Annotated in this window: 24 protein-coding genes; 9 read left to right on the plus strand and 15 right to left on the minus strand. The window is 66.9% G+C overall.

Annotation, left to right across the window (positions count from 1 at the left end):
• The first annotated feature begins 10 nt into the window (after positions 1-10).
• The gene (der, locus tag RIC54_RS19400) at positions 11-1,414 is read left to right on the plus strand and encodes a ribosome biogenesis GTPase Der (protein ID WP_350093580.1); all 1,404 of its coding nucleotides are present in this window, start codon (positions 11-13) and stop codon (positions 1,412-1,414) included.
• 88 nt (positions 1,415-1,502) lie between these two features.
• The gene (locus tag RIC54_RS19405; protein WP_350093583.1) at positions 1,503-1,826 is read left to right on the plus strand and encodes a hypothetical protein; all 324 of its coding nucleotides are present in this window, start codon (positions 1,503-1,505) and stop codon (positions 1,824-1,826) included.
• Positions 1,827-1,850: 24 nt separating this feature from the next.
• Here RIC54_RS19405 and RIC54_RS19410 read toward each other — a convergent pair whose 3' ends face one another.
• The 7 genes from RIC54_RS19410 to alr all read right to left on the minus strand — a co-directional run bounded on the left by RIC54_RS19410 (position 1,851) and on the right by alr (position 8,963).
• Positions 1,851-2,561 (minus strand): SDR family NAD(P)-dependent oxidoreductase, encoded by a 711-nt coding sequence (locus tag RIC54_RS19410; protein ID WP_350093586.1) that lies wholly within the window; start codon positions 2,559-2,561, stop codon positions 1,851-1,853.
• A 7-nt stretch (positions 2,562-2,568) separates the two neighbouring features.
• On the minus strand, positions 2,569-4,032 hold the full coding sequence (purF, locus tag RIC54_RS19415) for an amidophosphoribosyltransferase (protein ID WP_350093589.1): 1,464 nt from the start codon (positions 4,030-4,032) through the stop codon (positions 2,569-2,571).
• 55 nt (positions 4,033-4,087) lie between these two features.
• The gene (locus RIC54_RS19420; RefSeq protein ID WP_350093592.1) at positions 4,088-4,762 is read right to left on the minus strand and encodes a CvpA family protein; all 675 of its coding nucleotides are present in this window, start codon (positions 4,760-4,762) and stop codon (positions 4,088-4,090) included.
• Between the two features lie 12 nt (positions 4,763-4,774).
• Positions 4,775-6,181, minus strand: coding sequence for a DNA repair protein RadA (radA, locus tag RIC54_RS19425; RefSeq protein ID WP_350093595.1), 1,407 nt, complete (start codon positions 6,179-6,181; stop codon positions 4,775-4,777).
• 7 nt (positions 6,182-6,188) lie between these two features.
• Positions 6,189-6,965, minus strand: a complete 777-nt coding sequence (locus RIC54_RS19430) for an ABC transporter ATP-binding protein (protein ID WP_350093598.1) — start codon at positions 6,963-6,965, stop codon at positions 6,189-6,191.
• Between the two features lie 7 nt (positions 6,966-6,972).
• A complete protein-coding gene (locus RIC54_RS19435; RefSeq protein WP_350093601.1) occupies positions 6,973-7,746 on the minus strand; it encodes an MlaE family ABC transporter permease in 774 nt (257 codons plus the stop codon).
• 71 nt (positions 7,747-7,817) lie between these two features.
• Entirely contained in the window at positions 7,818-8,963 is a 1,146-nt protein-coding gene (alr, locus tag RIC54_RS19440; protein WP_350093604.1) for an alanine racemase, read from the minus strand.
• Positions 8,964-9,086: 123 nt separating this feature from the next.
• Here alr and RIC54_RS19445 point away from each other — a divergent pair, with 123 nt between their 5' ends.
• Positions 9,087-9,893: a 2-keto-4-pentenoate hydratase gene (locus RIC54_RS19445; protein WP_350093607.1), complete on the plus strand. Its 807-nt coding sequence runs from the start codon at positions 9,087-9,089 to the stop codon at positions 9,891-9,893.
• A gap of 19 nt (positions 9,894-9,912) precedes the next feature.
• On the opposite strand, the gene RIC54_RS19450 is transcribed toward RIC54_RS19445, so the two are convergent.
• Both RIC54_RS19450 and RIC54_RS19455 read right to left on the minus strand, forming a co-directional pair.
• A complete protein-coding gene (locus RIC54_RS19450) occupies positions 9,913-10,980 on the minus strand; it encodes a pyridoxal phosphate-dependent aminotransferase (protein ID WP_350093610.1) in 1,068 nt (355 codons plus the stop codon).
• Positions 10,981-11,070: 90 nt separating this feature from the next.
• The gene (locus RIC54_RS19455) at positions 11,071-11,760 is read right to left on the minus strand and encodes a TVP38/TMEM64 family protein (RefSeq protein ID WP_350093613.1); all 690 of its coding nucleotides are present in this window, start codon (positions 11,758-11,760) and stop codon (positions 11,071-11,073) included.
• A 382-nt stretch (positions 11,761-12,142) separates the two neighbouring features.
• Here RIC54_RS19455 and RIC54_RS19460 point away from each other — a divergent pair, with 382 nt between their 5' ends.
• The gene (locus tag RIC54_RS19460) at positions 12,143-12,841 is read left to right on the plus strand and encodes a DUF2161 domain-containing phosphodiesterase (RefSeq protein WP_350093616.1); all 699 of its coding nucleotides are present in this window, start codon (positions 12,143-12,145) and stop codon (positions 12,839-12,841) included.
• Positions 12,842-12,844: 3 nt separating this feature from the next.
• On the opposite strand, the gene RIC54_RS19465 is transcribed toward RIC54_RS19460, so the two are convergent.
• The 5 genes from RIC54_RS19465 to rpsF form a co-directional block, all read right to left on the minus strand.
• Positions 12,845-14,341: a replicative DNA helicase gene (locus RIC54_RS19465; protein ID WP_350093619.1), complete on the minus strand. Its 1,497-nt coding sequence runs from the start codon at positions 14,339-14,341 to the stop codon at positions 12,845-12,847.
• Between the two features lie 341 nt (positions 14,342-14,682).
• Complete coding sequence (rplI, locus tag RIC54_RS19470; protein ID WP_350093622.1) at positions 14,683-15,285, minus strand: 50S ribosomal protein L9; 603 nt, start codon at positions 15,283-15,285, stop codon at positions 14,683-14,685.
• Positions 15,286-15,363: 78 nt separating this feature from the next.
• Positions 15,364-16,281, minus strand: a complete 918-nt coding sequence (locus tag RIC54_RS19475; RefSeq protein ID WP_350093625.1) for a DUF2232 domain-containing protein — start codon at positions 16,279-16,281, stop codon at positions 15,364-15,366.
• A gap of 43 nt (positions 16,282-16,324) precedes the next feature.
• The gene (gene rpsR, locus RIC54_RS19480) at positions 16,325-16,579 is read right to left on the minus strand and encodes a 30S ribosomal protein S18 (RefSeq protein ID WP_007679749.1); all 255 of its coding nucleotides are present in this window, start codon (positions 16,577-16,579) and stop codon (positions 16,325-16,327) included.
• A 3-nt stretch (positions 16,580-16,582) separates the two neighbouring features.
• Positions 16,583-17,059, minus strand: coding sequence for a 30S ribosomal protein S6 (gene rpsF / locus RIC54_RS19485; protein WP_007679752.1), 477 nt, complete (start codon positions 17,057-17,059; stop codon positions 16,583-16,585).
• 264 nt (positions 17,060-17,323) lie between these two features.
• Between rpsF and fabD the strand changes: the two genes are divergently transcribed.
• The 5 genes from fabD to mltG all read left to right on the plus strand — a co-directional run bounded on the left by fabD (position 17,324) and on the right by mltG (position 21,759).
• On the plus strand, positions 17,324-18,283 hold the full coding sequence (fabD, locus tag RIC54_RS19490) for an ACP S-malonyltransferase (RefSeq protein WP_350093630.1): 960 nt from the start codon (positions 17,324-17,326) through the stop codon (positions 18,281-18,283).
• Between the two features lie 19 nt (positions 18,284-18,302).
• Positions 18,303-19,043: a 3-oxoacyl-[acyl-carrier-protein] reductase gene (gene fabG / locus RIC54_RS19495; RefSeq protein WP_350093633.1), complete on the plus strand. Its 741-nt coding sequence runs from the start codon at positions 18,303-18,305 to the stop codon at positions 19,041-19,043.
• Between the two features lie 152 nt (positions 19,044-19,195).
• A complete protein-coding gene (locus tag RIC54_RS19500; RefSeq protein ID WP_007679760.1) occupies positions 19,196-19,432 on the plus strand; it encodes an acyl carrier protein in 237 nt (78 codons plus the stop codon).
• Between the two features lie 66 nt (positions 19,433-19,498).
• Positions 19,499-20,764, plus strand: coding sequence for a beta-ketoacyl-ACP synthase II (fabF, locus tag RIC54_RS19505; RefSeq protein WP_350093637.1), 1,266 nt, complete (start codon positions 19,499-19,501; stop codon positions 20,762-20,764).
• A 14-nt stretch (positions 20,765-20,778) separates the two neighbouring features.
• The gene (gene mltG / locus RIC54_RS19510) at positions 20,779-21,759 is read left to right on the plus strand and encodes an endolytic transglycosylase MltG (protein WP_350093640.1); all 981 of its coding nucleotides are present in this window, start codon (positions 20,779-20,781) and stop codon (positions 21,757-21,759) included.
• A 36-nt stretch (positions 21,760-21,795) separates the two neighbouring features.
• Here mltG and RIC54_RS19515 read toward each other — a convergent pair whose 3' ends face one another.
• Positions 21,796-22,245, minus strand: a complete 450-nt coding sequence (locus RIC54_RS19515) for a YchJ family protein (protein WP_350151341.1) — start codon at positions 22,243-22,245, stop codon at positions 21,796-21,798.
• Between the last annotated feature and the right edge of the window lie 7 nt (positions 22,246-22,252).

Consider the following 22,252-nt stretch of genomic DNA (forward strand, 5'->3'; position numbering starts at 1 on the left):
GAACGGCGCCGTGTCCATCAAGGTAGCCGTCATCGGACGACCGAACGTCGGAAAGTCCACGTTGTTCAATCGATTGACCGGGACGCGGCACGCGCTGGTCGACGACACCCCGGGTGTGACCCGCGACCGGCGCGAGGGTGATGGCCGGATTGCCGATCTTTCGTTCCGGGTGATCGACACCGCCGGGCTTGAGGATGCGTTCGACGACAGTCTCGAGGCGCGCATGCGCCGGCAGACCGAACGCGCGGTGGCGGAGGCCGACCTGGTCTTCATGCTGATCGACGCCCGGGCCGGGATCACTCCGCTCGACTCGCACTTCGCCGACTGGCTGCGGCGCGTCGACGTACCGGTGGTCGTTCTGGCCAACAAATGCGAAGGGCGGGCCGGTGCCGCCGGCCTTGCCGAAGCCTACGCGCTTGGGCTCGGCGATCCGGTGCCGGTCTCGGCCGAGCACGGCGAAGGCATGGGCGAACTGTACGACATCATCCGAGAGATCGCCGAGCGCAAGGGCGAGTTCGGCGCACCCCAACCGGCGCCCGAGCCGGCATGGCCGGACGAAGAGGCGGAACTGTCCGACGACCTTGAGGAAGAGCCGGAGGCGGGGCCGATCCGCTTGGCCATCGTCGGGCGGCCGAACGTCGGAAAGTCCACGCTCGTCAACCGCCTGATCGGCGAAGACCGCCTGCTGACCGGTCCGGAGGCCGGGATTACCCGGGATGCAATCGAGGTCGAATGGCAGTACCGGGACCGCCCGATCCGGCTGGTCGACACTGCCGGGATGCGCCGCAAGGCCCGGGTCCAGGAGAAACTGGAGCGCCTGTCGACGGCTGATACGCGCCGCGCCGTGCGCTACGCTCATGTCGTCCTGCTGGTCCTGGACGGCGAGATGATGCTGGAGAAGCAGGACCTCACCATCGCCCGCATGGCCTTGGAGGAGGGGCGCGCCCTGGTGATCGCGGCCAACAAGTGGGACGTCATCCAGGACAAGAACACCGCAAGCCAGATGCTGCGCGACCGGCTGGACACATCCCTGACCCAGGTGCGAGGCGTGCCGTGGGTTCCGGTTTCCGCGGTGCGTGGAACCAACCTCACGAAGCTGCTGGACGCGGTGCTGGAAACCTACGACCGCTGGAACACCCGGATCCCGACGGCCAAGCTGAACCGGTGGCTCGAAGGCATGCTGGAGGCGCATCCCCCGCCGCTGGCAAAGGGCCGCCGCGTCAAGATCCGCTACATGACCCAGGCCAAGGCGCGTCCGCCGACTTTCGCGGCATTCGTCAGTCAGGCGACCGAGTTGCCGGATTCCTATGTCCGCTACCTGACCGGCGGGTTGCGCGATGAATTCGGGCTGGTCGGCGTGCCGATCCGGCTCTATCTGCGCCAGCGCAGCAATCCATACGTGGACAACGGTTGATCGGCAGCGGGCGGGGGTGGTCCTTCGCCCGGTCCGCGCGTTAGCATGCTTCGTGCATGGCCGATTGCCAGGCACCGAAGGGGCGAGCATGAGACAGCGTCGAGCAACGAAGTCGGAAGGCCGGGTCACCATCGGCGACTTGGCCCGGGCCTACGACGAGAGCAAGGCCGGCCGGCCGATCCGGCTGGGAAACAGGCGTTTAGCGGCCAACGCCGTCAGCCGCACGTCCAGGACCCTTAATGGCGACCAGAGCGATCATCGGCTGGCGCGCCTCAAGGCGCGGGCCGACGGCATCCGCTTCGCCCTGCAGTACGAGAACCAGGGTGCTGCGCAAGCCAAAGTCCTGCAGCAGATCCTGCAGAACCTGGAACTGGCGATCCGCGGAATGGAGATGACCGCCCGCGAGTCCTGACGGAGGCGGCGGCCGGAGACTTCGCTACCCTTGAGCGTCGACCCGCTCGCCGTGCCGGGTGCAGGCCGGATCGGCGAGATCCACGAACACCGGTGCAATGTCCTCCGGGGTCTTCAGGGTCATCGGATCTTCGCCAGGGAATGCGGTTGCACGCATCTTGGTGCGGGTGCCGCCGGGGTTCAGCAGATTGACCCGCAACTTGGTCTTGCGGGTCTCGCCGGCGTAGCTGCGCACCATCGCCTCGAGCCCCGCCTTGGACACCGCATAGGCCCCCCAGTTGGGCCGCTCTCCGACGGCGGCGCCGGAGGTCACGAAGATCGCACGCCCGGCATCGGACTGGCGCAGCAACGGGTCGAGGCTGCGGATCAGGCGATGGCAGGACGACAGGTTGACCGCCATCACCTCGTCCCACATCTTCGGCTCATACATGGCGATGGGTGTCAGCACGCCGAGGCTGCCGTGGTTCGCCACCAGTACGTCCAGCTTCTTCCAGCGCTCGAAGATCGAGGCGCCGAGCCGGTCGATCGCCGGATAGTCGGTGAGGTCCAGCGGCACCAGCGTGGCGCTGCCGCCGGCGGCCTTCACCCGGTCGTCGGTTTCCTCCAGGCCGCCTACAGTCCGCGCGACCAGGATCAGATGGGCACCCTCGCGCGCGTAAGCTTCGGCGACGGCTGCGCCGATACCGCGCGACGCGCCGGTGATCAGGGCGATCCGCCCTTCAAGACGTCCAGACATTGAGGCCTCAGGATGCTTCTGCGAGCAGGGAGAGCTGGCGGGTCGACGGTCCGCCTTCGCGGTCGGTCAGGGCGATCGGGTAATCGCCGGTGAAGCAGGCGTCGCAGTACTGCGCGGCCTCGGGATTGCGCCCCGGCTCGCCCATCGCGCGGTACAGGCCGTCGATCGAGATGAACGCCAGGCTGTCGACACCGATTACCCGCGCCATCTCCTCGACCGACATCTTGTAGGCCAGCAGCTTCTCGCGCTCCGGCGTGTCGACGCCGTAGAAGCAGGAGTAGCTGGTCGGCGGGCTGGCGATCCGCATGTGCACTTCGGTGGCGCCGGCCTGCCGGACCATCTCGACGATCTTGGTCGAGGTGGTGCCACGCACGATCGAGTCATCGACCAGGATCACCCGCTTGCCGGCAAGCTGGGCCCGGTTGGCGTTGTGCTTCAGCTTGACGCCCAGGTGGCGGACCTGGTCGGTCGGCTGGATGAAGGTGCGCCCGACATAGTGGTTGCGGATGATTCCCAGTTCGAACGGGATGCGGGCCGCTTCGGCATAACCGACGGCGGCGGGCACCCCGGAATCGGGAACCGGTACTACGACGTCCGCATCGACCCCGGACTCCTGGGCCAGTTCGGCACCGATTGCCTTGCGGGCGGCATACACGCTGATGCCCTCGACCAAGCTGTCCGGGCGCGCGAAGTAGATGTACTCGAAAATGCAGAACCGCTTCTGCGCCTTGCGGAACGGGAAGTACGACTGGATGCCATCCTCGCCGATCACCAACAGTTCGCCCGGCTCGACGTCGCGCATGAAGTCGGCGCCGATGATGTCCAGCGCGCAGGTCTCCGACGTGAGGATGTAGGAATCACCCAGCTTGCCGAGGACCAAGGGCCGCACGCCGTTGGGGTCGCGCAGTCCGATCAGCGCTGAACTCGACAGGCACACCAGGGCGTAGGCGCCGTCGACCTGGTTGACCGCCTCGATCAGGCGATCGACCACCGTGCGCCGGCGCGACCGAGCGATCAGGTGGACGATGGTCTCGGTGTCGGTGGTCGACTGGAAGATGCAGCCCTGGCGGACCAGCTGCTGACGCAGGATTAGGGCGTTGGTCAGGTTACCGTTGTGGCACAGCGCAAAGCCGCCGAACTCGAAGTCCGCGAACAGCGGCTGGACATTGCGGATCGCCGTCTCGCCGGTGGTGGCGTAGCGGTTGTGCCCGATCGCCGCGAAACCCTGGAGTTTGGCGACGGTGTTCTGCGAATCGGCGCCGAAGTTCTCGCCGACGTGTCCAAGGCCGCGATGCGCGTGGAACTGCTCGCCATCCGTGGCGACGATGCCGGTAGCCTCCTGGCCGCGATGCTGAAGGGCGTGGAGACCGAGTGCCGTGTGGGCCGCTGCATCCGTCGTGCCGAAGATGCCGAATACAGCGCATTCCTCGTGCAGGTGATCGTCGTCAAAAGGCGAGGTTGTGAGCGTCATACGGTCCCGCTTCCTGGGGTGAACGAAGGGTCGTTCTGAAATGGTGAAAGCACCCTTACTGGGTGCCCTGGATCGCCCGGTTCATTTCTTGACGTTCGCGGTCACTATACCCGGTCGAGCCGCTCGGCGCACCGGCTTTCGGTGCCGGATTGAGCAACCGCTCCTGCAGGGCCCGTCTCGTCTGCTCCTCGGCTTGGCGTCGAGCCCGTGATGCGGCGGCGTCTGCTTCGTCCAATAGATGGGGAGGCACCAGGTCCCAGAGAAGGTCTGCGCCTTCTTCCACCAGCGGCAGGGCCCGCGCCTCGGTCAGCCACGCCGGATGGTCGCTGCGTTCGGGGACCGCCCACAGGATCAGCAGGTAGGCCAGGCAGACGAGGGCGGCGCCACGCGCCAGTCCGAACAGGAAGCCAAGCGACCGGTCGATCGCGCCGAGTCCGGCCATCGACAGCGCGCCTGACATCACCCGGGCGAGCACGGTGAACAGGATCAAGGCGACGACGAACAGTGCCACGCCGGCGGCGGCATCGGCGGCAGTCGTGTTGATGGTGATGACTTGGCGCGCATAGGGCTGCAGATAGACGTAGCCGTAGACGGCGACGAACAGGGCACCGATCCAGGACGCCACCGACAGGACTTCCGCGACGAAGCCGCGCAGAAAGGCCAGCAGGCCCGACAGCACCAGCACGAGCAGAATCACCAGGTCGGTTATGTTGATCGGCAGGCTGTCCATCCTACTCCCCGCTCAGCCCGAGAACGCGCGCCGGCCGAACTGGGCGTCGTCGCCCGGGTCGTGCAGGAGTTCCACAAGATCGTGCAGCCGCGAGATTGCCACCAGTTCCAGCCCGCCGGCCGAAGGACCACCACCCTTGCGCCGCGCGGCCGGCAGCAGCGCCTTGGAGAAGCCTAGCTTCGCGGCTTCCTTCAGCCGCGGTTCGGCGTGTGTGACTGCACGCACTTCGGCGGCCAACCCGATTTCGCCGAACACCACGCTTGCCTTCGGGACCGGCACACCGGTCAAGGACGAGATCAACGCTGCTGCAACCGCCAGATCGGCCGCCGGTTCCGATACCCGCAGTCCACCGGCGACGTTCAGGAAGACGTCGTTTCCCGCCAGGCTGACGCCGCAGCGCGCTTCCAGTACGGCGGTGACCATGGCCAGGCGGTTGGAGTCCCAGCCGACCACCGCGCGGCGCGGCGTGCCGAACGGCGACGGGGCGACCAGGGCCTGGATCTCGACCAGTACCGGCCTGGTACCCTCCATCCCGGCGAACACGCAGGCGCCGGAAACATCGTCCTGGCGGTCCGACAGGAACAGCGCAGAGGGGTTGCCGACCTCAACCAGCCCGCGCTCGGTCATCTCGAACACACCGATTTCGTCGGTCGGCCCGAACCGGTTCTTGACCCCGCGCAGGATGCGGAACTGGTGGCCGCGCTCGCCCTCGAAGTACAGGACGGTGTCAACCATGTGCTCCAGCACACGGGGACCGGCGATCGCACCTTCCTTGGTGACATGGCCGACCAGTAGCACCGCCACGCCACGCTTCTTGGCAACCCGGATCAATTCCTGGGCGGAGGCCCGCACCTGGGTAACCGTGCCGGGCGCGCTGTCGAGGGCGTCGACGTACATGGTCTGGATTGAGTCGATCACGATGATGTCGGGCCGATCGGTGGTATCCAGGCTGGCAACGATGTCGCGCACGCTGGTGGCGGCGGCCAGACCGACCGACGCGCTCGCAATCCCCAGGCGCCGGGCGCGCATGCGGACCTGATCGACCGATTCCTCGCCGGAGACATAGGCGCATTTCGAGCGTCCGGCGAGACCGGCCACCACCTGCAGCAATACCGTCGACTTGCCGATCCCGGGGTCGCCACCGATCAGGGTGGCCGACCCTGGGACGAGGCCGCCGCCGAGAACGCGGTCGAACTCGCCGATCCCGGTGACCCGGCGTGGGGCATCGGTGGTCTCGCCATCCAGTTCGACAAAGGCCAAGCGCCGCCCGCCACCGGGCTTCATGCCTTTCGGAGCGGCGGCTTCGACAATCTCCTCGACCAGGGTGTTCCAGGCTCCGCACGCCTCGCATTTGCCGGCCCACTTGGGGTGAACCGACCCGCAGTCCTGGCAAACGAAGGTGCTGGTGGATTTCGCCATTGCTGCGTCAGCTCCGCCGCACGGCCATCTGGATCGGGCCGTCGGCCCGGCCGTTGATGAACTGGTCGACGTGGGCATTGCCGCTGCGGTCGATCTCGGCGACCGGCCCGGCCCAGATGATCCGGCCATCGTACAGCATGGCCACCCGGTCGGCGATCTTGCGGGCACTGGCCATGTCGTGGGTGATCGACAGCGCGGTTGCCCCCAGCTCGCGCGTGCATTTGACGATCAGGTCGTTGATGACGTCGGACATGATCGGGTCGAGGCCGGTCGTCGGCTCGTCGAAGAAGATGATCTCGGGCTCGATCGCAATGGCGCGGGCCAGCGACACGCGCTTCTGCATCCCGCCGGACAACTCCGCCGGCGACAGCAGCGATACAGCCTCGTTCAGACCGACCTGCGCGAGCTTCTCGAGAGCGACCGCGCGTGCCTCCGCGCGGCCCATGCGCTTGGATTGGATCAGCCCGAACGCGACATTCTCCCAAACCGGCAGCGAGTCGAAGAGCGCACCGCCCTGAAACAGCATGCCGAACTTGCGCATGTAGGCCTCGCGCTCGGCGCGCGGCAGGCCGACGACGTTGCGGCCGTCGATCTCGATGGTGCCGGAATCCGGGTCAATCAGGCCGAGGATGCATTTCAGCAAGACCGACTTGCCGCTTCCGGATCCGCCGATCACCACCACGGATTCCGCGACCCCGACATCCAAATCGAGGCCGTCCAGAACGACCTTGGAGCCAAATCTCTTGTGGAGGTCTCGGATGCGGATCTTCGGCTGGTCGGTCATCCGGCCCTCAGCGCCCAAAGAACAGTTCGGTGATCGCGTAGTTGGCGATCAGGATCATGATCGAAGCGGTGACCACGGCGTTGGTGGTGGCGGCTCCCACGCCCTGGGCGCCGCCGCGCGAGTGATAGCCGTGGTAGCAGCCCATCAGGGCCACGATGAACCCGAACACTCCGGCCTTGACCAGTCCGGAAATCACGTCGATCTGTTCCAGGAACTGGACGGTGGACTGGATATAGTTTCCGGCGTTGAAGCCCAGCTTGTAGACCCCGACGACATAGCCGCCGAAGACGCCGATCACATCACCGATCAGCACAAGGATCGGAAGGCTGATCGTGGCGGCGATCAGCCGCGGAGCGATCAGGTACTTGAACGGATTGGTCGACAGCGTGGTCAGCGCGTCGATCTGTTCGGTCACCCGCATGGTGCCGATCTCGGCGGCCATGGCGGCACCGACCCGGCCGGCAACCATCAGCCCTGCCAGCACCGGTGCCAGTTCGCGCGTAATCGACAGCACGACCACGGTGGCGACCGCGCTCTCAGCCGAGAACCGGGCGAAGCCGGAGTAACTCTGCAGTGCCAGCACCATGCCGGAGAACAACGTCGTCAGCCCCACTACCGGCAGCGAGTAGTAGCCGATCTCCAGCAACTGCCGGCCGATCAGCCGAGGGTAGATCGGCGGGCGAACGCAGTGCCCGACGGCGCTGCCGGCGAACAGCGCGAGCCGCCCGAGGGCGGCGAGGAAGGACAGGAATGTGCTGCCGATCGTGGCGAGCGGATTCATGCGCTACTGGATCCCGTCGGAGTGAGCGAGCCGGACATCGGCATCGAATGCTTCCTCACGCAGCGTCGCCCTCACGTCTTGTCGACGGTGATCGTTTCAGCCGCCGTATCCACGTAATGCCTGACATAGCGTCGCCCCAGCGCCGTCAGAAACTCGTAGCCGATGGTTCCGGCTGCGTCGGCGGCGGCATCCGGCGTGAGTGCCGGACCCAGGACTTCGACGAAGGTGCCCGGAACAATCTCGGCGGGCGGCACGTCCGTGACATCCACCGTGATCAGATCCATCGAGACGCGTCCTACCACGGGACAAGTTCGCCCACCAAGCGCGACGGTTCCCGCGCCCGACAGGCTGCGCAGGTAGCCATCGGCGTAGCCGGCGGCAACCGTGGCGATACGCGCGGCACGGCCGGCGGTCCAGGCGTTGCCATAACCGACGCTGTCGCCCGCCGGTACGTTGCGGATCTGCAGTATCCGGCCTTCGATTCGGATCGGACACTCCATCGGGTTCGGCCCGGCTTCGGTCGGCCGTCCGCCATACAGCGCGACACCGGGTCGGCCAAGATCGAAGTGATAGGGCGCACCGAGGAAAATCCCAGACGAGTTCGCCAGGCTGGCCTTCGTTCCGTGCGGCAGGCGCTGGCGCACCTGTTGAAACCGCGCCAGTTGCTTCGCATTCGACGGGTTTTCCGGTTCGTCCGCCACCGCGAGATGCGACATCAGATACATCCAGTCGACGCCGTCGAGGATGTCCGGCGCCTCCAGTACTCGATGCCACTCGTCGTCGCCCAGTCCCAACCGGTTCATGCCGGTGTCGACGTGCAGGATCGCCGGCAGCGGGTGCCCCAGCCGGCCACCATGCATCCGCCAGCGGGCGACCTGATCGAGTGCATTGAGGACCGGGACGATCCGGTGCGCCGTGAACACATCCTCGGTGCCGGCGAGCAGGCCATTCAGGCAGCAGACCGTGGCGTTCGGAACCACCGGCCGCAGCCGAACCGCTTCCTCCAGCGTGGCGACGAAGAAGATCCGGCAGCCCTCGGCCCACAGCGCCGGGGCCACCCTGTCGGCGCCCAGGCCGTATCCGTCGGCCTTCACCACGCCGGCGCAAGGCACGCCACCCAGCACTTTGACCAGCCGGCGATAGTTCCGCCGAACCGCGCCGAGATCGATGGTCAGCCGGGACAGCGCCGCTTCGGCGGCAGGGTCGGTAGGGATCATGGGCGCGGGATATCAGCGCGTTCCGGCAAAGGCAAGGTGGCGCGCCCGCACGCTCTTTCAATCGCGGCCCACTCGACGCATGCTCGCCGCAAAACCAAGCCGGGACGACAGGGAGGATACGGCATGACATACACCCAACGGATCGAGCGCGTGGCCGAGGCTCTGGAGGCCCAGCATGCGGCGCGGGCGCGGTTCGAGCCGCTGACCGGGCCGCTGGCGCTCGACTCGCTGGATGAGGCCTACGCGGCGCAGCGCGTGCTGATCCAACGTTGGAATGACGGCGCTCGCGGGCCGATTGCCGGCTACAAGGTCGCGCTCACGTCGAAGGCGGTCCAGGAACTTTGCGGTGTCGACCATCCATGCGTCGGCGCGATCTTCGAATCCACCGTTCATGGCAGTCCGGCGAGCGTTGAGCGCGCCGACTTCGTTCGTTTGGGCCTGGAGTTCGAGCTGTGCCTGCGGGTCGGAACGTCGCTGCCCGGCGGCACCCAGCCCTACACCGCCGAGACGGTGCGGGATGCGATCGCCGAGGCGGTCCCGGCGTTCGAACTGGTCGAGGACCGGGCCAGCGACTACTCCAAGCTGAACGCGGTCTCGCTGGTGGCGGACAATTGCTGGTGCGGCGGGATCGTGACCGGTGCCGCCACCGGCGACTGGCGGGCGCTCGACCTGACGCAAACCCCCGTGCGTCTCGAATACACCAGCGGCGGCAGGACCGAGTCCGAAACGGCGACCACCGGCGCGGTGCTTGACAGTCCGCTGAACGTGCTGGCGTGGGTCGCAAACGTGCTGGCGGGTCAGGGTCGGCCGCTGGAAGCCGGAATGTGGGTGATGACCGGCTCGGCCCTGCGGACCCGCTTCGCGGAAGCCGGCGACCGCGCGGTCTACACCATCGAGGGCCTGGGCACCGTGACCATCGACGTGAGCTGAAGCGCCCGGTCGGGCCGCTTCAGCCGATCCGGTCCAGCGCGGCCAGCAGGGCGTCGTTCTCCTGTGGCGTGCCGATGCTGATGCGCAGCTTGTCGCGCAGGCGGTCCTGGTCGAACCAGCGCACGTAGATGCCGTCATCGGCCAGGGTCCGGTACACCGACGGCGCGTTGCCGCCGGGAACGTCGGCCAGCAGGAAGTTGGTCTGTGAAGGCGGGCAGGCATAGCCACGCGTGGTCAGCGCTTCGGTCATCCGGATCCGCTCGGAACGCACCGCCTGCCAGGTCTTCGCCGCCTCGTCGCGGTGGCGCAGTGACGCCGTCGCCAACGCCTGGGCGACCGCGTCGACGTTGTAGGAATCCTTGGTTTTGGTCAGCATCGGCTGGATCAGCGTCGGCGAGCCCAGCCCGTAGGCGAAGCGCAGCCCGGCCAGGGAGTACCCCTTGCTCATGGTCCGCAGCAGCAGCACGTTCGGGAAGTCGCGGACCAGCGGGGTGGAGTCATAGCCGCGGTCGGGGTCGATGAAGTCGGCATAGGCTTCGTCGAGCAGCAGCACGCCCTTGAATGCCTTCGCGATCTCGGCGATTTCCGCGACCGGTGCCAGCCGGCCGGATGGGGCGTGCGGGTTGACCAGCATCGCGAGCCGGATCCCAGCGTCGTTCCAGCGCTGGGCAAGATCGGCCGGAACCGACCAGTCGTCGGCCAGTGGCACCCGGAACAACGGGCTGGCGTTCAGTGCGGCGAGCACCGGGTACAGCGAGTAGCTGGGCTCGACGATACCCAGCGGGCCACCCGGCTCCAGGAACGTGGTGATGGCCAACCGCAGCAGTTCGTCGCCGCCGTTGGTCGCGATGACGTTGTCGGCGGTCAGGTCGTGGACCCGCGCCGCCTCGGTCCGGAAGCCGTCGGCCATCGCGTTGGGGTAGCGCTGCAGGGCGTCGCCGGAGATGCCGTGCAGCGCTGCCATGACGGCCGGGCAGGGCGGGTATGGGTTCTCGTTGGTGTTCAGCTTGGCGACGACCGCCCGCGCCGGCTGCTCGCCGGGGACGTAGCCGGACATCCGGGCAATGGCATCGCGTTCGTAGCTCATGGCGGGCTCCCGGCCGAACCGACCGGGGCGTTCCGGCCGACGGCGGAGGAAAAACACCGTTTGCGGCGATCTTGCAAGGCCGCCGTCAGGTCACCGCTGCCGGCTGCGCCACCAGCGGTGAACCGCCATGGGCAGCAGCGCGAGTACGATCAGGCCGGCGAGGGGCAGCAGGGTTTCAGGGGCGAGCAGCACCCCAACGTTGAGCCGTGCGGCCTCGCTCAAGTCCTGCAGCCGGCTGCCGATGCCGCCCAGGACGAAGGACAGCGGCGCCACCCCGATCAGGGTGGCCAGGAACACCCATCGCAGGCGGATGTCGACCGCGACCGGCAGGAGGTTGCCAACCCACGCCGGAACCAGCGGCAGGACCCGGATTGCCGCCAGGTACAGGATTCCGTCGCGGGCCAGCGCCGCTTCGTAGCGGGCGAACCGGCTGCCCTTGATGCGGGCGACCAGGTCAGGGAACACCCAGCGGCCGATGGCAGTGACACCGATGGCGGCCAGCGCTGATCCCATTGCCGCCAGCACCGGTCCGACAGCCGGCCCGAACAGGTACCCCGCGGTCAGCATGACCACCACGCCTCCCGGGATCGGGGTGACCTTTCCCAGCGTCGCGAACGTCAGAAACAGTCCGGCCCCTAGCAACGGGTTTCGAGCGATCCACTCCATTACGCTGCGCGAGGCATCGAGCAGTTCGGCAGGAGAGGGCGCGAACAGCGCACCTGCGGCGACCACGGCTGTGACAATGGCGGCCATCGCCATGCGTAGGGTTCGACCACTCATTGTTCGCGCTGCATGGGTTCAGCCTGGATCATGACACCGACATCGCATCCAATGCCCTGACCGTCCAGAGCGGCGCCGGGCCCGGACGATTCGCCCGGTCCAGCGCCATCCGACGGTGATCGGCAAGATGCTGGAATAGCGCGGTTTCTCGGGAAGGCTTGTCGCGGGGCGCAGCGGACCCCATGCTTTTTATATCCTAGTGCAACAGCAGAAAGGAGGTGATCCGATGTCGAGTGAGATCGCGGTGCGGGTCGAACCCGTGTGTCTGGATCGTATGTCGGGGCATCCTTCGGCCACCTTCTGAGGCACGATAACGTGTTCGAGCCAACCGGCTCACGGAAAGGCCGCCCCTCGGGGCGGCCTTTCTCCGTTGGAGGCAGCAATGCCTGAGACCGATCTGTCGGCACCGGTGACGGCGTTCCTCGCCGCCCAGGGCTATTCGGTGAAGAGCGAGGTGGCGAACTGCGATCTGGTGGCGGTACGCGGCGGCGAGCCGCCGGTGGTGGTCGAGCTGAAACAGCGGTTTTCCCTCGACCTGCTGCTGCAGTGCGTCGACCGGCTGGCGGTGTCGGACACGGTGTATCTCGCGTTTCCGGCCGAAAGTGCCGGCAGCGCCTGGAAGAAGCGTCGGAAAGCAGTGCTGAAGATCTGCCGGCGCCTGGGGCTGGGGATTCTGGTGCTGCGCCTGCAGCCCGATGGCAGCTATGCAGTGCTCCCGGTGTTGGATCCCGGAGCGTACCAGCCGCGTGTGAGCACGAAGCGGCGGGGGCGCCTCCTGAAGGAGTTCGCCAACCGGGTCGGCGATCCCAACACCGGCGGATCGACCCGGGTGAAGATCATGACAGCCTACCGGCAGGACGCGCTCAGGGTCGCCGTGGCGCTCGCGGACGGCGGCGACCGGGCGGTGGCCGAGCTTCGCCCCGAGGCGCGCTCGACGGCGGTCGCAGGCTTGCTGCAGCGGAACGTGTACGGCTGGTTCGAACGGGTCAGCCGCGGCCGCTACCGCCTGACGCCGTCGGGTGAAACGGCACTGCAGACTTATGCCGACGCTGTGAAGGGACTCACAGAGACATCCTCGTGATCATCAATGCACCGGCAGGTGTTCGTCGCCGACGTGGTTGCTGAACTTGGTGGTGGCGCCGTCGAAGTGCAGGGTGACGGTGCCGGTCGGGCCGTGGCGCTGCTTGGAGATGATAACCTCGGCTTTCCCGTAAGCCTTCTCGCAGAGTTCCTTCCACTTGTCGTGGCGGTCGTGGAATTTCTCGGGGCTTTCGTCCGGGCGCTCGGTCGGCTGGCCCTTCGCCAGATAGTATTCTTCGCGGAAGATGAACATCACGACGTCGGCGTCCTGCTCGATCGATCCGGATTCACGCAGGTCGGCCAGCACCGGCCGCTTGTCCTCGCGTTGCTCGACCGCGCGTGACAGCTGCGACAGGGCGAGGACCGGGACGTCCAGTTCCTTGGCGATCGCCTTCAGGCCCTGGGAAATCGCCGAGATCTCCTGCACCCGGTTGTCGACCCGCGCGCCGGGCGACGGGCGCATCAGCTGCAGGTAGTCGACGACGATCATCGCCAGACCGTGCTGGCGCTTCAACCGGCGGGCCCGCGTGCGCATGGTCGAGATCGGCAGCGCCGGCGTGTCGTCGATGTACAGCGGAATGCGCTCGAGTTCCTGGCTCGCCTGGACGAGACGCCCGAAATCGTCGTCGTTGAGCTGGCCACGGCGCAGCTTCTCCGACGAGATGCTTGTGCGCTCGGCGAGGATACGGGTGGCGAGCTGCTCGGAGGACATTTCCAGAGAGAAGAACGCGACCGGCAGGGGCGCCTGACTTGGATCGCGCAGGTTGGTCGTGGCGATGTTGAACGCGATGTTGGCGGCCAGCGCAGTCTTTCCCATCGCCGGGCGCGCCGCGAGGATCAGCAGGTCCGAGCTGTGCAGGCCGCCCAGCAGGTTGTCCAGGTCGATCAGCCCGGTCGAGAGGCCGGCCAGACCGCCCTCTCGGCGGAACGCGGCCTCGGCCATCGATACCGATTCCGCCATTGCAGTCTTGAACTCGGTGAAGCCGCCCTCGGCCTGTCCGTTTTCCGCCAGGTTGAAAAGGTGGGCTTCGGCCTTCTCGATCTGCTCGGTCGCCGGGCTGTCGATGTCCCGGTCGAAAGCGTCGTTGACGATGGTCTCGCCGACCTCGATCAGTTGGCGCCGCAGGAAGCAGTCGCGGATCTCGCGGCCGTAGTCCTCGGCGTTGATCACGGTGACCACGGAGGCGGCCAAGCGCACCAGATAGGCGGCGCCGCCGACTTCCTTCAGGGCCTCGTCCTGGTCGAACAGCCCCTTGAGCGTGACCGGGGTGGCCATCTGGCCGCGGTCGATCAATCGGCCGCACGCCTCATAGATCCGGCCATTGACTGGGTCGGCGAAATAGTCGGCGCGCAGGAACTCCGACACCCGCTCGTACGCGCGGTTGTTGATGAGGATGGCGCCGAGCAGAGCCTGCTCTGCCTCCAGATTGTGTGGCGGCTCGCGGTGGGTCGCTGCTTCGACACCGGGAAACAGGGCTATGCGGGACTCGGACTCGGGCATGACGGGCGCACTGACGGTTTGGTTCGGGGCGTCGGGCCGCTCCGGCCGGGCCAACTTGGCATCGGCACGGATGGATCATAACCGATACCGGGTTTGACGGTGTCAAACCACCGGATGCCAACAAGAATCACGGGGGCGAATCGGGGCGGGTTCTGTGGATCGATGGTCCAACCGGCGGTGCTGCAAGGGCGTTGTCGGCCACCGGCTGTGGACAATCCGGTTGCGGAACGGTTGCCGAGCGATCGCCGCATCCCAAAAGTGCGACGACCCGCTCCGGAATTCCGGGCGGGTCGTCGAGATCATTCGTACGTGCAGACCGAGCCGGCCGCACGGCGGGGCGATCAGGCGTCGGCCTTCTCGTCCTCGGCGGCGACGGCCTCTGCTTCGGCCTCCGGGGCCTTCGAGCCGGCTTCGTCGGCGGCGGCTGCGCGATCGTACTCGTCTTCCATCGTCTCGCGATCGAGGGCACGACCCAGCTTGGCCTGGGTTTCGGCCTCTTCAACCGAACGGGCGATGTTGACGGTCACGGTCACCGAGACTTCCGGGTGGAGCTGCACGCGGATCGGCTCAAGGCCGAGCTGCTTGAGCGCCTTGTCCAGGCGGACCTGCGAACGCGCAACGCTGACGCCGGCGGTGGTGATCGCCTGGGAGACGTCGTTGGCCGTGACCGAGCCGTACAGCTGGCCGGACTCGCTGGCGGCGCGAACCAGGACGACCGCGAGGCCATCCAGCTTGGCGGCGACCGTCTCGGCCTCGGCCTTGCGGGTCAGGTTCTCGGCTTCGAGCTGAACGCGACGCTCGTCGAATACCTTGCGGTTCGCGTCGGTTGCCCGAAGCGCCTTGTTCTGCGGCAGCAGGAAGTTCCGGGCGAACCCGGACTTGACCTTAACCACCTCGCCCATCTGGCCGAGGCTTTCGATCCGCTCCAGCAGGATGACTTCCATCGTCCTCACTCCTCGTCATGCGGGGCCTGGGCCCCGAGGGACGCCGGCGGCGCCCCGCTTTGTCTCACCAAACGCCCGTCAAGTGGCGGGCGGTGCGGAGGGCGGGCCTGCCCGTCCGCGGAAATCGAAGATCGTGTCGATCAGCCCGATCAGCATCAGGATGACCGCCGGCCAGCCGAACACGATCAGCAGACCGTAGAGCAGTCCAAGCCAGAGCCCTGGCGCACCGCTGCGCCGAAGCACCCAGTGCGCCAATGCGAGTCCGCCCAGAAAGAACGGCAACGCTGCCACCGGCAACAGATTGTCCGCCAGATACCCGACGCCGCCGGACATCATGGACAGCGCCACGGTCACACCGAACACCGCGAGCATCCAGCGCGGGGCCAGGATTGCCGCAACGTCCGGTGTCGGAAGGCGATTCTTGCCGAACCGGCGCAGCAGACCTTGCGCGAGCGCCCCGTTCACCGCGATCAGCAGCGCCCAGAACGTCGAGGCCAGGGCCGGAAACAGTCCGGCAATGGTCTCGATGAACGAAGCCCACTGCGGCGGGGTGACCCCCGACCGATCGGTCACCGCGGCATTCAAGAGCGGCGACAGCCGCTCCTGGATGACACCTTCCAGCCCGCCGTCGTGCCCGCTGAAGTACAACGCTGCCGCCACGATCGGCACGGCCGCGCAGGCTGCCAGAGTCAGGACGAGCCGGACCGGTTTCCCGGGTTCCCGCTCGGCCTGCCACATCAGCAGCGCTGTCGGCACCGCATTGACCGCCGCGTAGTAGAGTCCGGCCTCCAGGCTGACGCCGAACAGGATGGCGATCGTCGCCGCCGCCCCCGTTGCGGCACCGTGGAACAGTCCCCACCACAGCCCGACCACGAACAATGGCAACGGCGCCAGCACCGAAAGCACCATCCCGCCCGGTGAATCCGGCTGGGCGGCGAACAGCAGCAACGCACTGGTCGCCGCTGCCGCTCCGACCTGGAGCCATCCGGAATTCATCGGTCATGACCGCCCGTCTGATGCTCGCGCCGCCACCCCTACGTCACTTCAGGACGTAGGGCAGCAGGGCCAGGAAACGGGAACGCTTGATGGCGCGGGCCATTTCACGCTGCTTCTTGGCGGACACAGCAGTGATGCGGCTCGGCACGATCTTGCCGCGCTCCGAGATGAAGCGGGACAGCAGCTTGGTGTCCTTGTAGTCGATGATCGGTGCGCCGGTCCCGGAGAACGGGCACGACTTGCGCCGACGCATGAACGGGCGGCGGACGGCCGCGCGTGCGATCTGAAGCTGGCTCATGGATTACTCTCCCTGCTCTGCGCGGTCGCCGTCGCGAGGACGACGGTCACCGCGGTCACCCCGATCGCGGTCGCCACGGTCGCCGCGATCCCGATCCCGGTCGCCGCGCTCGCGGTCACCCCGGTCCCGATCGCCACGCCGGCCGCGGTCGCGGTCCGACTTCGCCTGCATCATCACGGACGGGCCCTCTTCGAGAGCGTCCACCTTGACGGTGAGGTAGCGCAGGATGTCTTCGTTCAGCCGCATCAGGCGCTCCATCTCGCTCACCGCCGCGGCGGGCGCGTCGAGATTGAACAAAACGTAATGGCCCTTGCGATTCTTCTTGATGCGGTACGCGAGGCTGCGAAGGCCCCAGTACTCGCGCTTCTTCACTTCGCCGCCACCGGTCGCGACGATCTCCGCGAACTGTTCGATGAGCTGCTCGACCTGAGTCGACGAGATGTCCTGGCGTGCGATGAACACGCTCTCGTAGTACGACATTGCGCACTCCTTGCGGATGTTGCGCCCCGGGAACTACCCCGAGGCAAAGCCGGTCGAGTCACGCTCGCGCCGGCAAGGAGCTATGTTTCCGGACACCAGGGCGGCCGGAAGGCGCGCACTATACGCATCGCGCGTGACGGCGCAAGTGGAATAGGCTGTGAAGCAGGGAACGCCGATGGGTCGCCTTGACATCGATGCTGGTCGAGCGCAAATGCCCGGCCCGAACTGCGGGTAGCCGACAACGACATATGGAGGGAACACGGTATGGACGACGCAAAGACCGGTCGGGCGTTCGTGTTTCCGGGGCAAGGCAGCCAAGCCGTCGGAATGGGCAAGGACCTGGCCGACGCGTATCCGGCTGCCCGGGCCGTGTTCCAGGAAGTCGATGACGCCCTGGGCGAGGCGCTGTCCCAGTTGATCTGGGATGGGCCGGAGGAACGGCTGGTCCTGACGGCGAACGCCCAGCCCGCGTTGATGGCGGTCAGCCTTGCCGTGACCCGGGTGCTTGAGGCGGAAAGCGGCCGCAGCTTGGCCCAGCTGTGCGATTTCGTTGCCGGGCACTCGCTCGGCGAATATTCGGCGCTTGCGGCAGCGGGAACCTTCGATGTCGCTACGGCCGCCCGGCTGCTGCGCCTGCGCGGCGAGGCCATGCAGCAGGCCGTTCCGGTCGGTGTCGGCGCCATGGCAGCGTTGATCGGTGCCGAGTTGGAGGTTGCGCAGGCTCTGGCCGCCGCCGCCGCAGAGGGCGAGGTCTGCGACATCGCCAATGACAATGGTGGCGGTCAGGTCGTCCTGTCGGGCCACGCCGGCGCCATCGAGCGGGTTCTGGCGCTGGCGTCCGATCACGGTGTCAAGCGTGCGGTCAAGCTGACGGTCAGTGCGCCGTTCCACTGCGCGCTGATGGCTCCGGCCGCCGATGCGATGGCCGATGCCCTGGCATCGGCCGACCCACGGCCGCCGGTCGTCCCGGTTGTCGCCAATGTTACCGCGATGCCGACCGCCGATCCCGACGCCATTCGCCGGCAACTGGTCGAGCAGGTCACCGGTCGGGTACGCTGGCGGGAATCGGTTGCGTCATTTGCCGGGCTCGGCGTCCGCTCGATGGTGGAGGTCGGTGCCGGCAAGGTCCTTACCGGACTAGCGCGGCGCATCGACAAGGATCTGGCGGCGACCACGATCAACGGTCCCGCGGATGTCGACGCCTTCCTGGCGTCACTCGGATAGAAGCACAGGGAGCGGAAGCATGTTCGACCTCAGCGGCAAGACCGCGCTGGTGACCGGGGCGACCGGCGGTATCGGTGCAGCAATTGCGCAGGCGTTGCACCGCCAGGGCGCCCACGTCGTGCTGTCGGGAACGCGTGCCGCGGTGCTGGAGGAGAAGGCCGCAGCGCTCGGTGACCGGGTGTCGGTGGCGCCGGCGAATCTGGCCGATCTGGACACCATCGACGGCTTGGCGAAGCGCGCGGAAGAACTGGCGGGCGGCGGAATCGACATCCTGGTGAACAACGCCGGAATCACCCGCGACGGCCTGCTGATGCGGATGAAGGACGATGACTGGGACGCGGTGCTCGCGGTCAACCTGACCGCCGGCTTCCGGCTGTCGCGCGCGCTGGTGCGCGGCATGATGAAGCGACGGTGGGGCCGGATCGTCGGGATCTCGTCGATCGTCGGTGCCACCGGGAATCCGGGGCAGGCGAACTATGCCGCGGCCAAGGCCGGCATGGTTGGGTTCTCCAAGGCGCTTGCGGCCGAGATCGCCAACCGTGGAATTACCGTGAACGTCGTTGCCCCGGGCTTCATCGACACCGCGATGACCGAGGCCCTGTCGGACGCCCAGAAGGAGAAGCTCCTGACTGCCGTCCCGGCGGGGCGACTCGGCACGCCGGAGGACATTGCGGCGTCGGTCGTCTACCTGGCAAGCCAGGAAGCGGCCTATGTCACCGGCGCGACGATCCATGTGAATGGCGGGATGGCGATGCTTTGACGCGGAAAAGCGCCGGGTATGCTGGTTTTGCTGCGAGAGTTATGATACAGCCCGCCGATCCAACGGTCGGGACCGGCTAACGGCCCGGACGACAACGGAAAGCGCCGGCCGGACCGGCGGATATCATGAGAAAGCTTAGAGGGTCTTGAGAGATGAGTGACGTCGCCGACCGGGTGAAGAAGATCGTTGTCGAGCATCTCGGAGTCGAAGAGGGCAAGGTTACCGAGAACGCCAGCTTTATCGATGACCTCGGCGCAGACAGCCTCGACACTGTCGAGCTGGTCATGGCGTTTGAGGAAGAGTTCGGCTGCGAGATCCCCGATGACGCCGCCGAGAAGATTCAGACCGTCAAGGACGCTATCGATTTTATCGAGAGCAGCGCTTCCTGACGCCCCGTCGGTGTCGCCGGGCTAGTCCGGCGACACCGGTGATTGCTGCGCTAAGGGAACCACGGCATGCGACGAGTGGTTGTCACGGGCCTCGGGCTCGTTACCCCGCTGGGCTGCGGGGCAGGCCATAACTGGGATCGTCTGACCGCCGGTCAATCGGGAGTCCGATCGATCGACGGGTTTGACGTGTCCGACCTTCCGGCGAAGATCGCCGGGCTGGTTCCGTCGGGGAAGCTTGCCGATGGCGGCTTTGATCCGGACGAGTGGCTGGAGCCCAAGGAACAGCGCAAGATCGACCGGTTCATCCTGTACGGGATAGCAGCCGCCCATCAGGCTGTCGTCGATTCCGGCTGGCAGCCGGAGGACGAAGAAAGCCGCTGCCGAACCGGTGTGATGATCGGGTCGGGGATCGGCGGACTGTCGACTATCTATGAAGCGAGCCTGGTTCTTATCGAGCGCGGTCCGCGCCGAATCAGTCCGTTCTTCATTCCGTCGGCGCTGATCAATCTGATTTCGGGTCAGGTGTCGATCCGCTTCGGCTTCAAAGGTCCGAACCATGCGGTGGTGACCGCCTGCGCGACGGGTGCCCATGCCATCGGGGACGCCGCCCGGCTGATCGCGCTGGATGATGCCGATGTCATGGTGGCTGGCGGCGCCGAAGCGGCAGTGTCGCGGCTTGGTGTTGCCGGGTTCGCCGCGTCGCGCGCGCTGTCGACCGACTTCAACGACACGCCAGAGAAGGCTTCCCGTCCATGGGACGAGGGCCGCGACGGCTTCGTGATGGGCGAGGGTGCCGGTGTGGTCGTTCTCGAGGAGTACGAGCACGCCAAGCGGCGCGGTGCTACGATCTACGCCGAGGTGGTCGGTTACGGCCTGTCCGGCGACGCTCATCACATCACCGCGCCGGCCGATGATGGCGATGGCGGTTTCCGCGCCATGACGGCGGCGCTGAAGCGTGCCGGCATGTCTCCGGACGACATCGACTACGTCAACGCCCACGGCACCTCGACGCCGCTCGGCGATGCGATCGAGTTCGGTGCGATCAAGCGCCTGTTCGGCGACGCTGCCGGCAAGATCTCGATGTCCTCTACCAAATCGGCGATCGGGCATCTGCTCGGTGCGGCGGGTGCCGTTGAGGCGATCTATTCTGTGCTGGCAATCCGCCACCAGATGGTGCCGCCGACCCTGAACCTCGACCGACCCTCCGAGGGGCTCGAGGGCATAGACTTGGTGCCGCATACCGCGAAGGCCCGGCCGGTTCGTGCCGCGTTGTCGAACTCGTTCGGCTTCGGGGGCACCAACGCCTCGTTGATCTTCGCCAAGACGGACTGATCGGGACCGGCCGGATGGGGCGCTGGCTTCTCCGGCTCGCCTCGCTGGCGATGTCGTTCGCCATCGTCGGCGGACTGGCGGCTGTCTGGGGCTGGTCGGCTTTCACGCAACCGGGGCCGCTCGACCAACCAACCACGGTGGTTGTGCCGCGTGGCGCAGGTCTGGACGGCATTGCCCGTCGCCTGGCCGAGGCCGGCGTGATCGTGGATACGACACTCTTCGTGATCGGCGCCAAGGCGACCGGCAGCGCGCGTGGCCTGAAGGCCGGCGAGTATCGTTTTCCCGCGTCGATCAGTTCGCGGGACGCCCTCGGCATGATCGAACGGGGCGAGACGGTGGTGCGCCGCATCACTGTGGCCGAAGGGCTGACCAGCATCCAGGTTCAGGATCTGCTGGAGGACGCGGAGGGTCTGGAGGGAACGGCTGAGTTGCCGCCCGAGGGCAGTCTGCTGCCCGAGACCTACCACTACTCCTGGGGCGACGACCGGGCGGGAATCGTGCGCCGCATGCGCCGGTCGATGGACGAGACGGTTGCGCGCCTGTGGAACGAGCGTGCCGACGACCTGCCCTTCAAGACCCCGGAGCAGGCGGTGATCCTGGCGTCGATCGTCGAGCGCGAGACCGGCGTGGCGGGCGAACGCGGGCTGGTGGCCGGCGTGTTCATCAACCGACTGAAGCTCGGCATGCGCCTGCAGTCGGACCCGACGGTGGCCTATGGCGTCGCCGGCGGCGCCGGGCTTGACCGGCCGCTCACCCGGGGCGACCTGCGGACCGAGACGCCCTACAACACCTACGTGATCGCAGGCCTGCCGCCGGGACCAATCTGCAACCCGGGACTGTCAGCGCTGCAGGCCGTGCTGAAGCCGACGCAGACTGACTATCTGTACTTCGTGGCCAACGGATCCGGCGGACATGCGTTCGCCCGCACGCTGGCCCAGCACAACCGCAACGTCCGGGCCTGGCGGCGGATCCAGCGACAACCCGCTTCCGAATAGCCGCGTCGCACCCTGGATGCGGCGGCCGATCGGTGATCATGCGCCACAGCACTTCTTGTATTTCTTGCCGGACCCGCAGGGGCATGGCTCGTTGCGTCCAACTTTCGCGACCGTGCGGGGAGGGCCTTTGGGATTCATTTCGCCGTCAACGTAGACCCACTGGCCGTCCTCACGCCGAAACGCCGACTTCTCGTGATGGATCTGGATCTGGCCATTCATCTTGTAGCGGGAGATGAACTCGACGGTGCCGGTGTCATCGGTGGTGCCGCCGCCGCTGACGGCGCGAATCTCCAACCCGGACCACTCCACCGCGCGCGCCAGCTCTTCAGCCTCCTCGCGGCTGAAGGTATCGCGAATTTCAGCGGCGTGCGTTCGCTCGATGTGACCCACCTCCTTCAGCACATAGGCGGTGTAGCGTGAGCGCATCAGCGCCTCGGCGGTCGGTGCCGGGGCGCCGCCGACGATCGGCGCGCAGCACGCTTCCAAGGCTGAA

Origin of the sequence: Thalassobaculum sp. (assembly GCF_040219215.1) — a bacterium.
Lineage (GTDB): Bacteria > Pseudomonadota > Alphaproteobacteria > Thalassobaculales > Thalassobaculaceae > Thalassobaculum_A.

Coding starts and splice junctions, on each gene's coding strand:
- RIC54_RS19465 (WP_350093619.1), bottom strand. CDS start 14,341: ATGCCCGAGTCCGAGTCCCGCATAGCCCTGTTTCCCGGTGTCGAAGCA.
- rpsR (WP_007679749.1), bottom strand. CDS start 16,579: ATGAGCCAGCTTCAGATCGCACGCGCGGCCGTCCGCCGCCCGTTCATG.
- RIC54_RS19405 (WP_350093583.1), top strand. CDS start 1,503: ATGAGACAGCGTCGAGCAACGAAGTCGGAAGGCCGGGTCACCATCGGC.
- RIC54_RS19450 (WP_350093610.1), bottom strand. CDS start 10,980: ATGAGCTACGAACGCGATGCCATTGCCCGGATGTCCGGCTACGTCCCC.
- fabG (WP_350093633.1), top strand. CDS start 18,303: ATGTTCGACCTCAGCGGCAAGACCGCGCTGGTGACCGGGGCGACCGGC.
- purF (WP_350093589.1), bottom strand. CDS start 4,032: ATGACGCTCACAACCTCGCCTTTTGACGACGATCACCTGCACGAGGAA.
- fabF (WP_350093637.1), top strand. CDS start 19,499: ATGCGACGAGTGGTTGTCACGGGCCTCGGGCTCGTTACCCCGCTGGGC.
- RIC54_RS19445 (WP_350093607.1), top strand. CDS start 9,087: ATGACATACACCCAACGGATCGAGCGCGTGGCCGAGGCTCTGGAGGCC.
- rpsF (WP_007679752.1), bottom strand. CDS start 17,059: ATGTCGTACTACGAGAGCGTGTTCATCGCACGCCAGGACATCTCGTCG.
- RIC54_RS19410 (WP_350093586.1), bottom strand. CDS start 2,561: ATGTCTGGACGTCTTGAAGGGCGGATCGCCCTGATCACCGGCGCGTCG.
- rplI (WP_350093622.1), bottom strand. CDS start 15,285: ATGGAAGTCATCCTGCTGGAGCGGATCGAAAGCCTCGGCCAGATGGGC.
- fabD (WP_350093630.1), top strand. CDS start 17,324: ATGGACGACGCAAAGACCGGTCGGGCGTTCGTGTTTCCGGGGCAAGGC.
- alr (WP_350093604.1), bottom strand. CDS start 8,963: ATGATCCCTACCGACCCTGCCGCCGAAGCGGCGCTGTCCCGGCTGACC.
- radA (WP_350093595.1), bottom strand. CDS start 6,181: ATGGCGAAATCCACCAGCACCTTCGTTTGCCAGGACTGCGGGTCGGTT.
- RIC54_RS19475 (WP_350093625.1), bottom strand. CDS start 16,281: ATGAATTCCGGATGGCTCCAGGTCGGAGCGGCAGCGGCGACCAGTGCG.
- RIC54_RS19455 (WP_350093613.1), bottom strand. CDS start 11,760: ATGAGTGGTCGAACCCTACGCATGGCGATGGCCGCCATTGTCACAGCC.
- mltG (WP_350093640.1), top strand. CDS start 20,779: ATGGGGCGCTGGCTTCTCCGGCTCGCCTCGCTGGCGATGTCGTTCGCC.
- RIC54_RS19420 (WP_350093592.1), bottom strand. CDS start 4,762: ATGGACAGCCTGCCGATCAACATAACCGACCTGGTGATTCTGCTCGTG.
- RIC54_RS19435 (WP_350093601.1), bottom strand. CDS start 7,746: ATGAATCCGCTCGCCACGATCGGCAGCACATTCCTGTCCTTCCTCGCC.
- RIC54_RS19500 (WP_007679760.1), top strand. CDS start 19,196: ATGAGTGACGTCGCCGACCGGGTGAAGAAGATCGTTGTCGAGCATCTC.
- RIC54_RS19460 (WP_350093616.1), top strand. CDS start 12,143: ATGCCTGAGACCGATCTGTCGGCACCGGTGACGGCGTTCCTCGCCGCC.
- RIC54_RS19430 (WP_350093598.1), bottom strand. CDS start 6,965: ATGACCGACCAGCCGAAGATCCGCATCCGAGACCTCCACAAGAGATTT.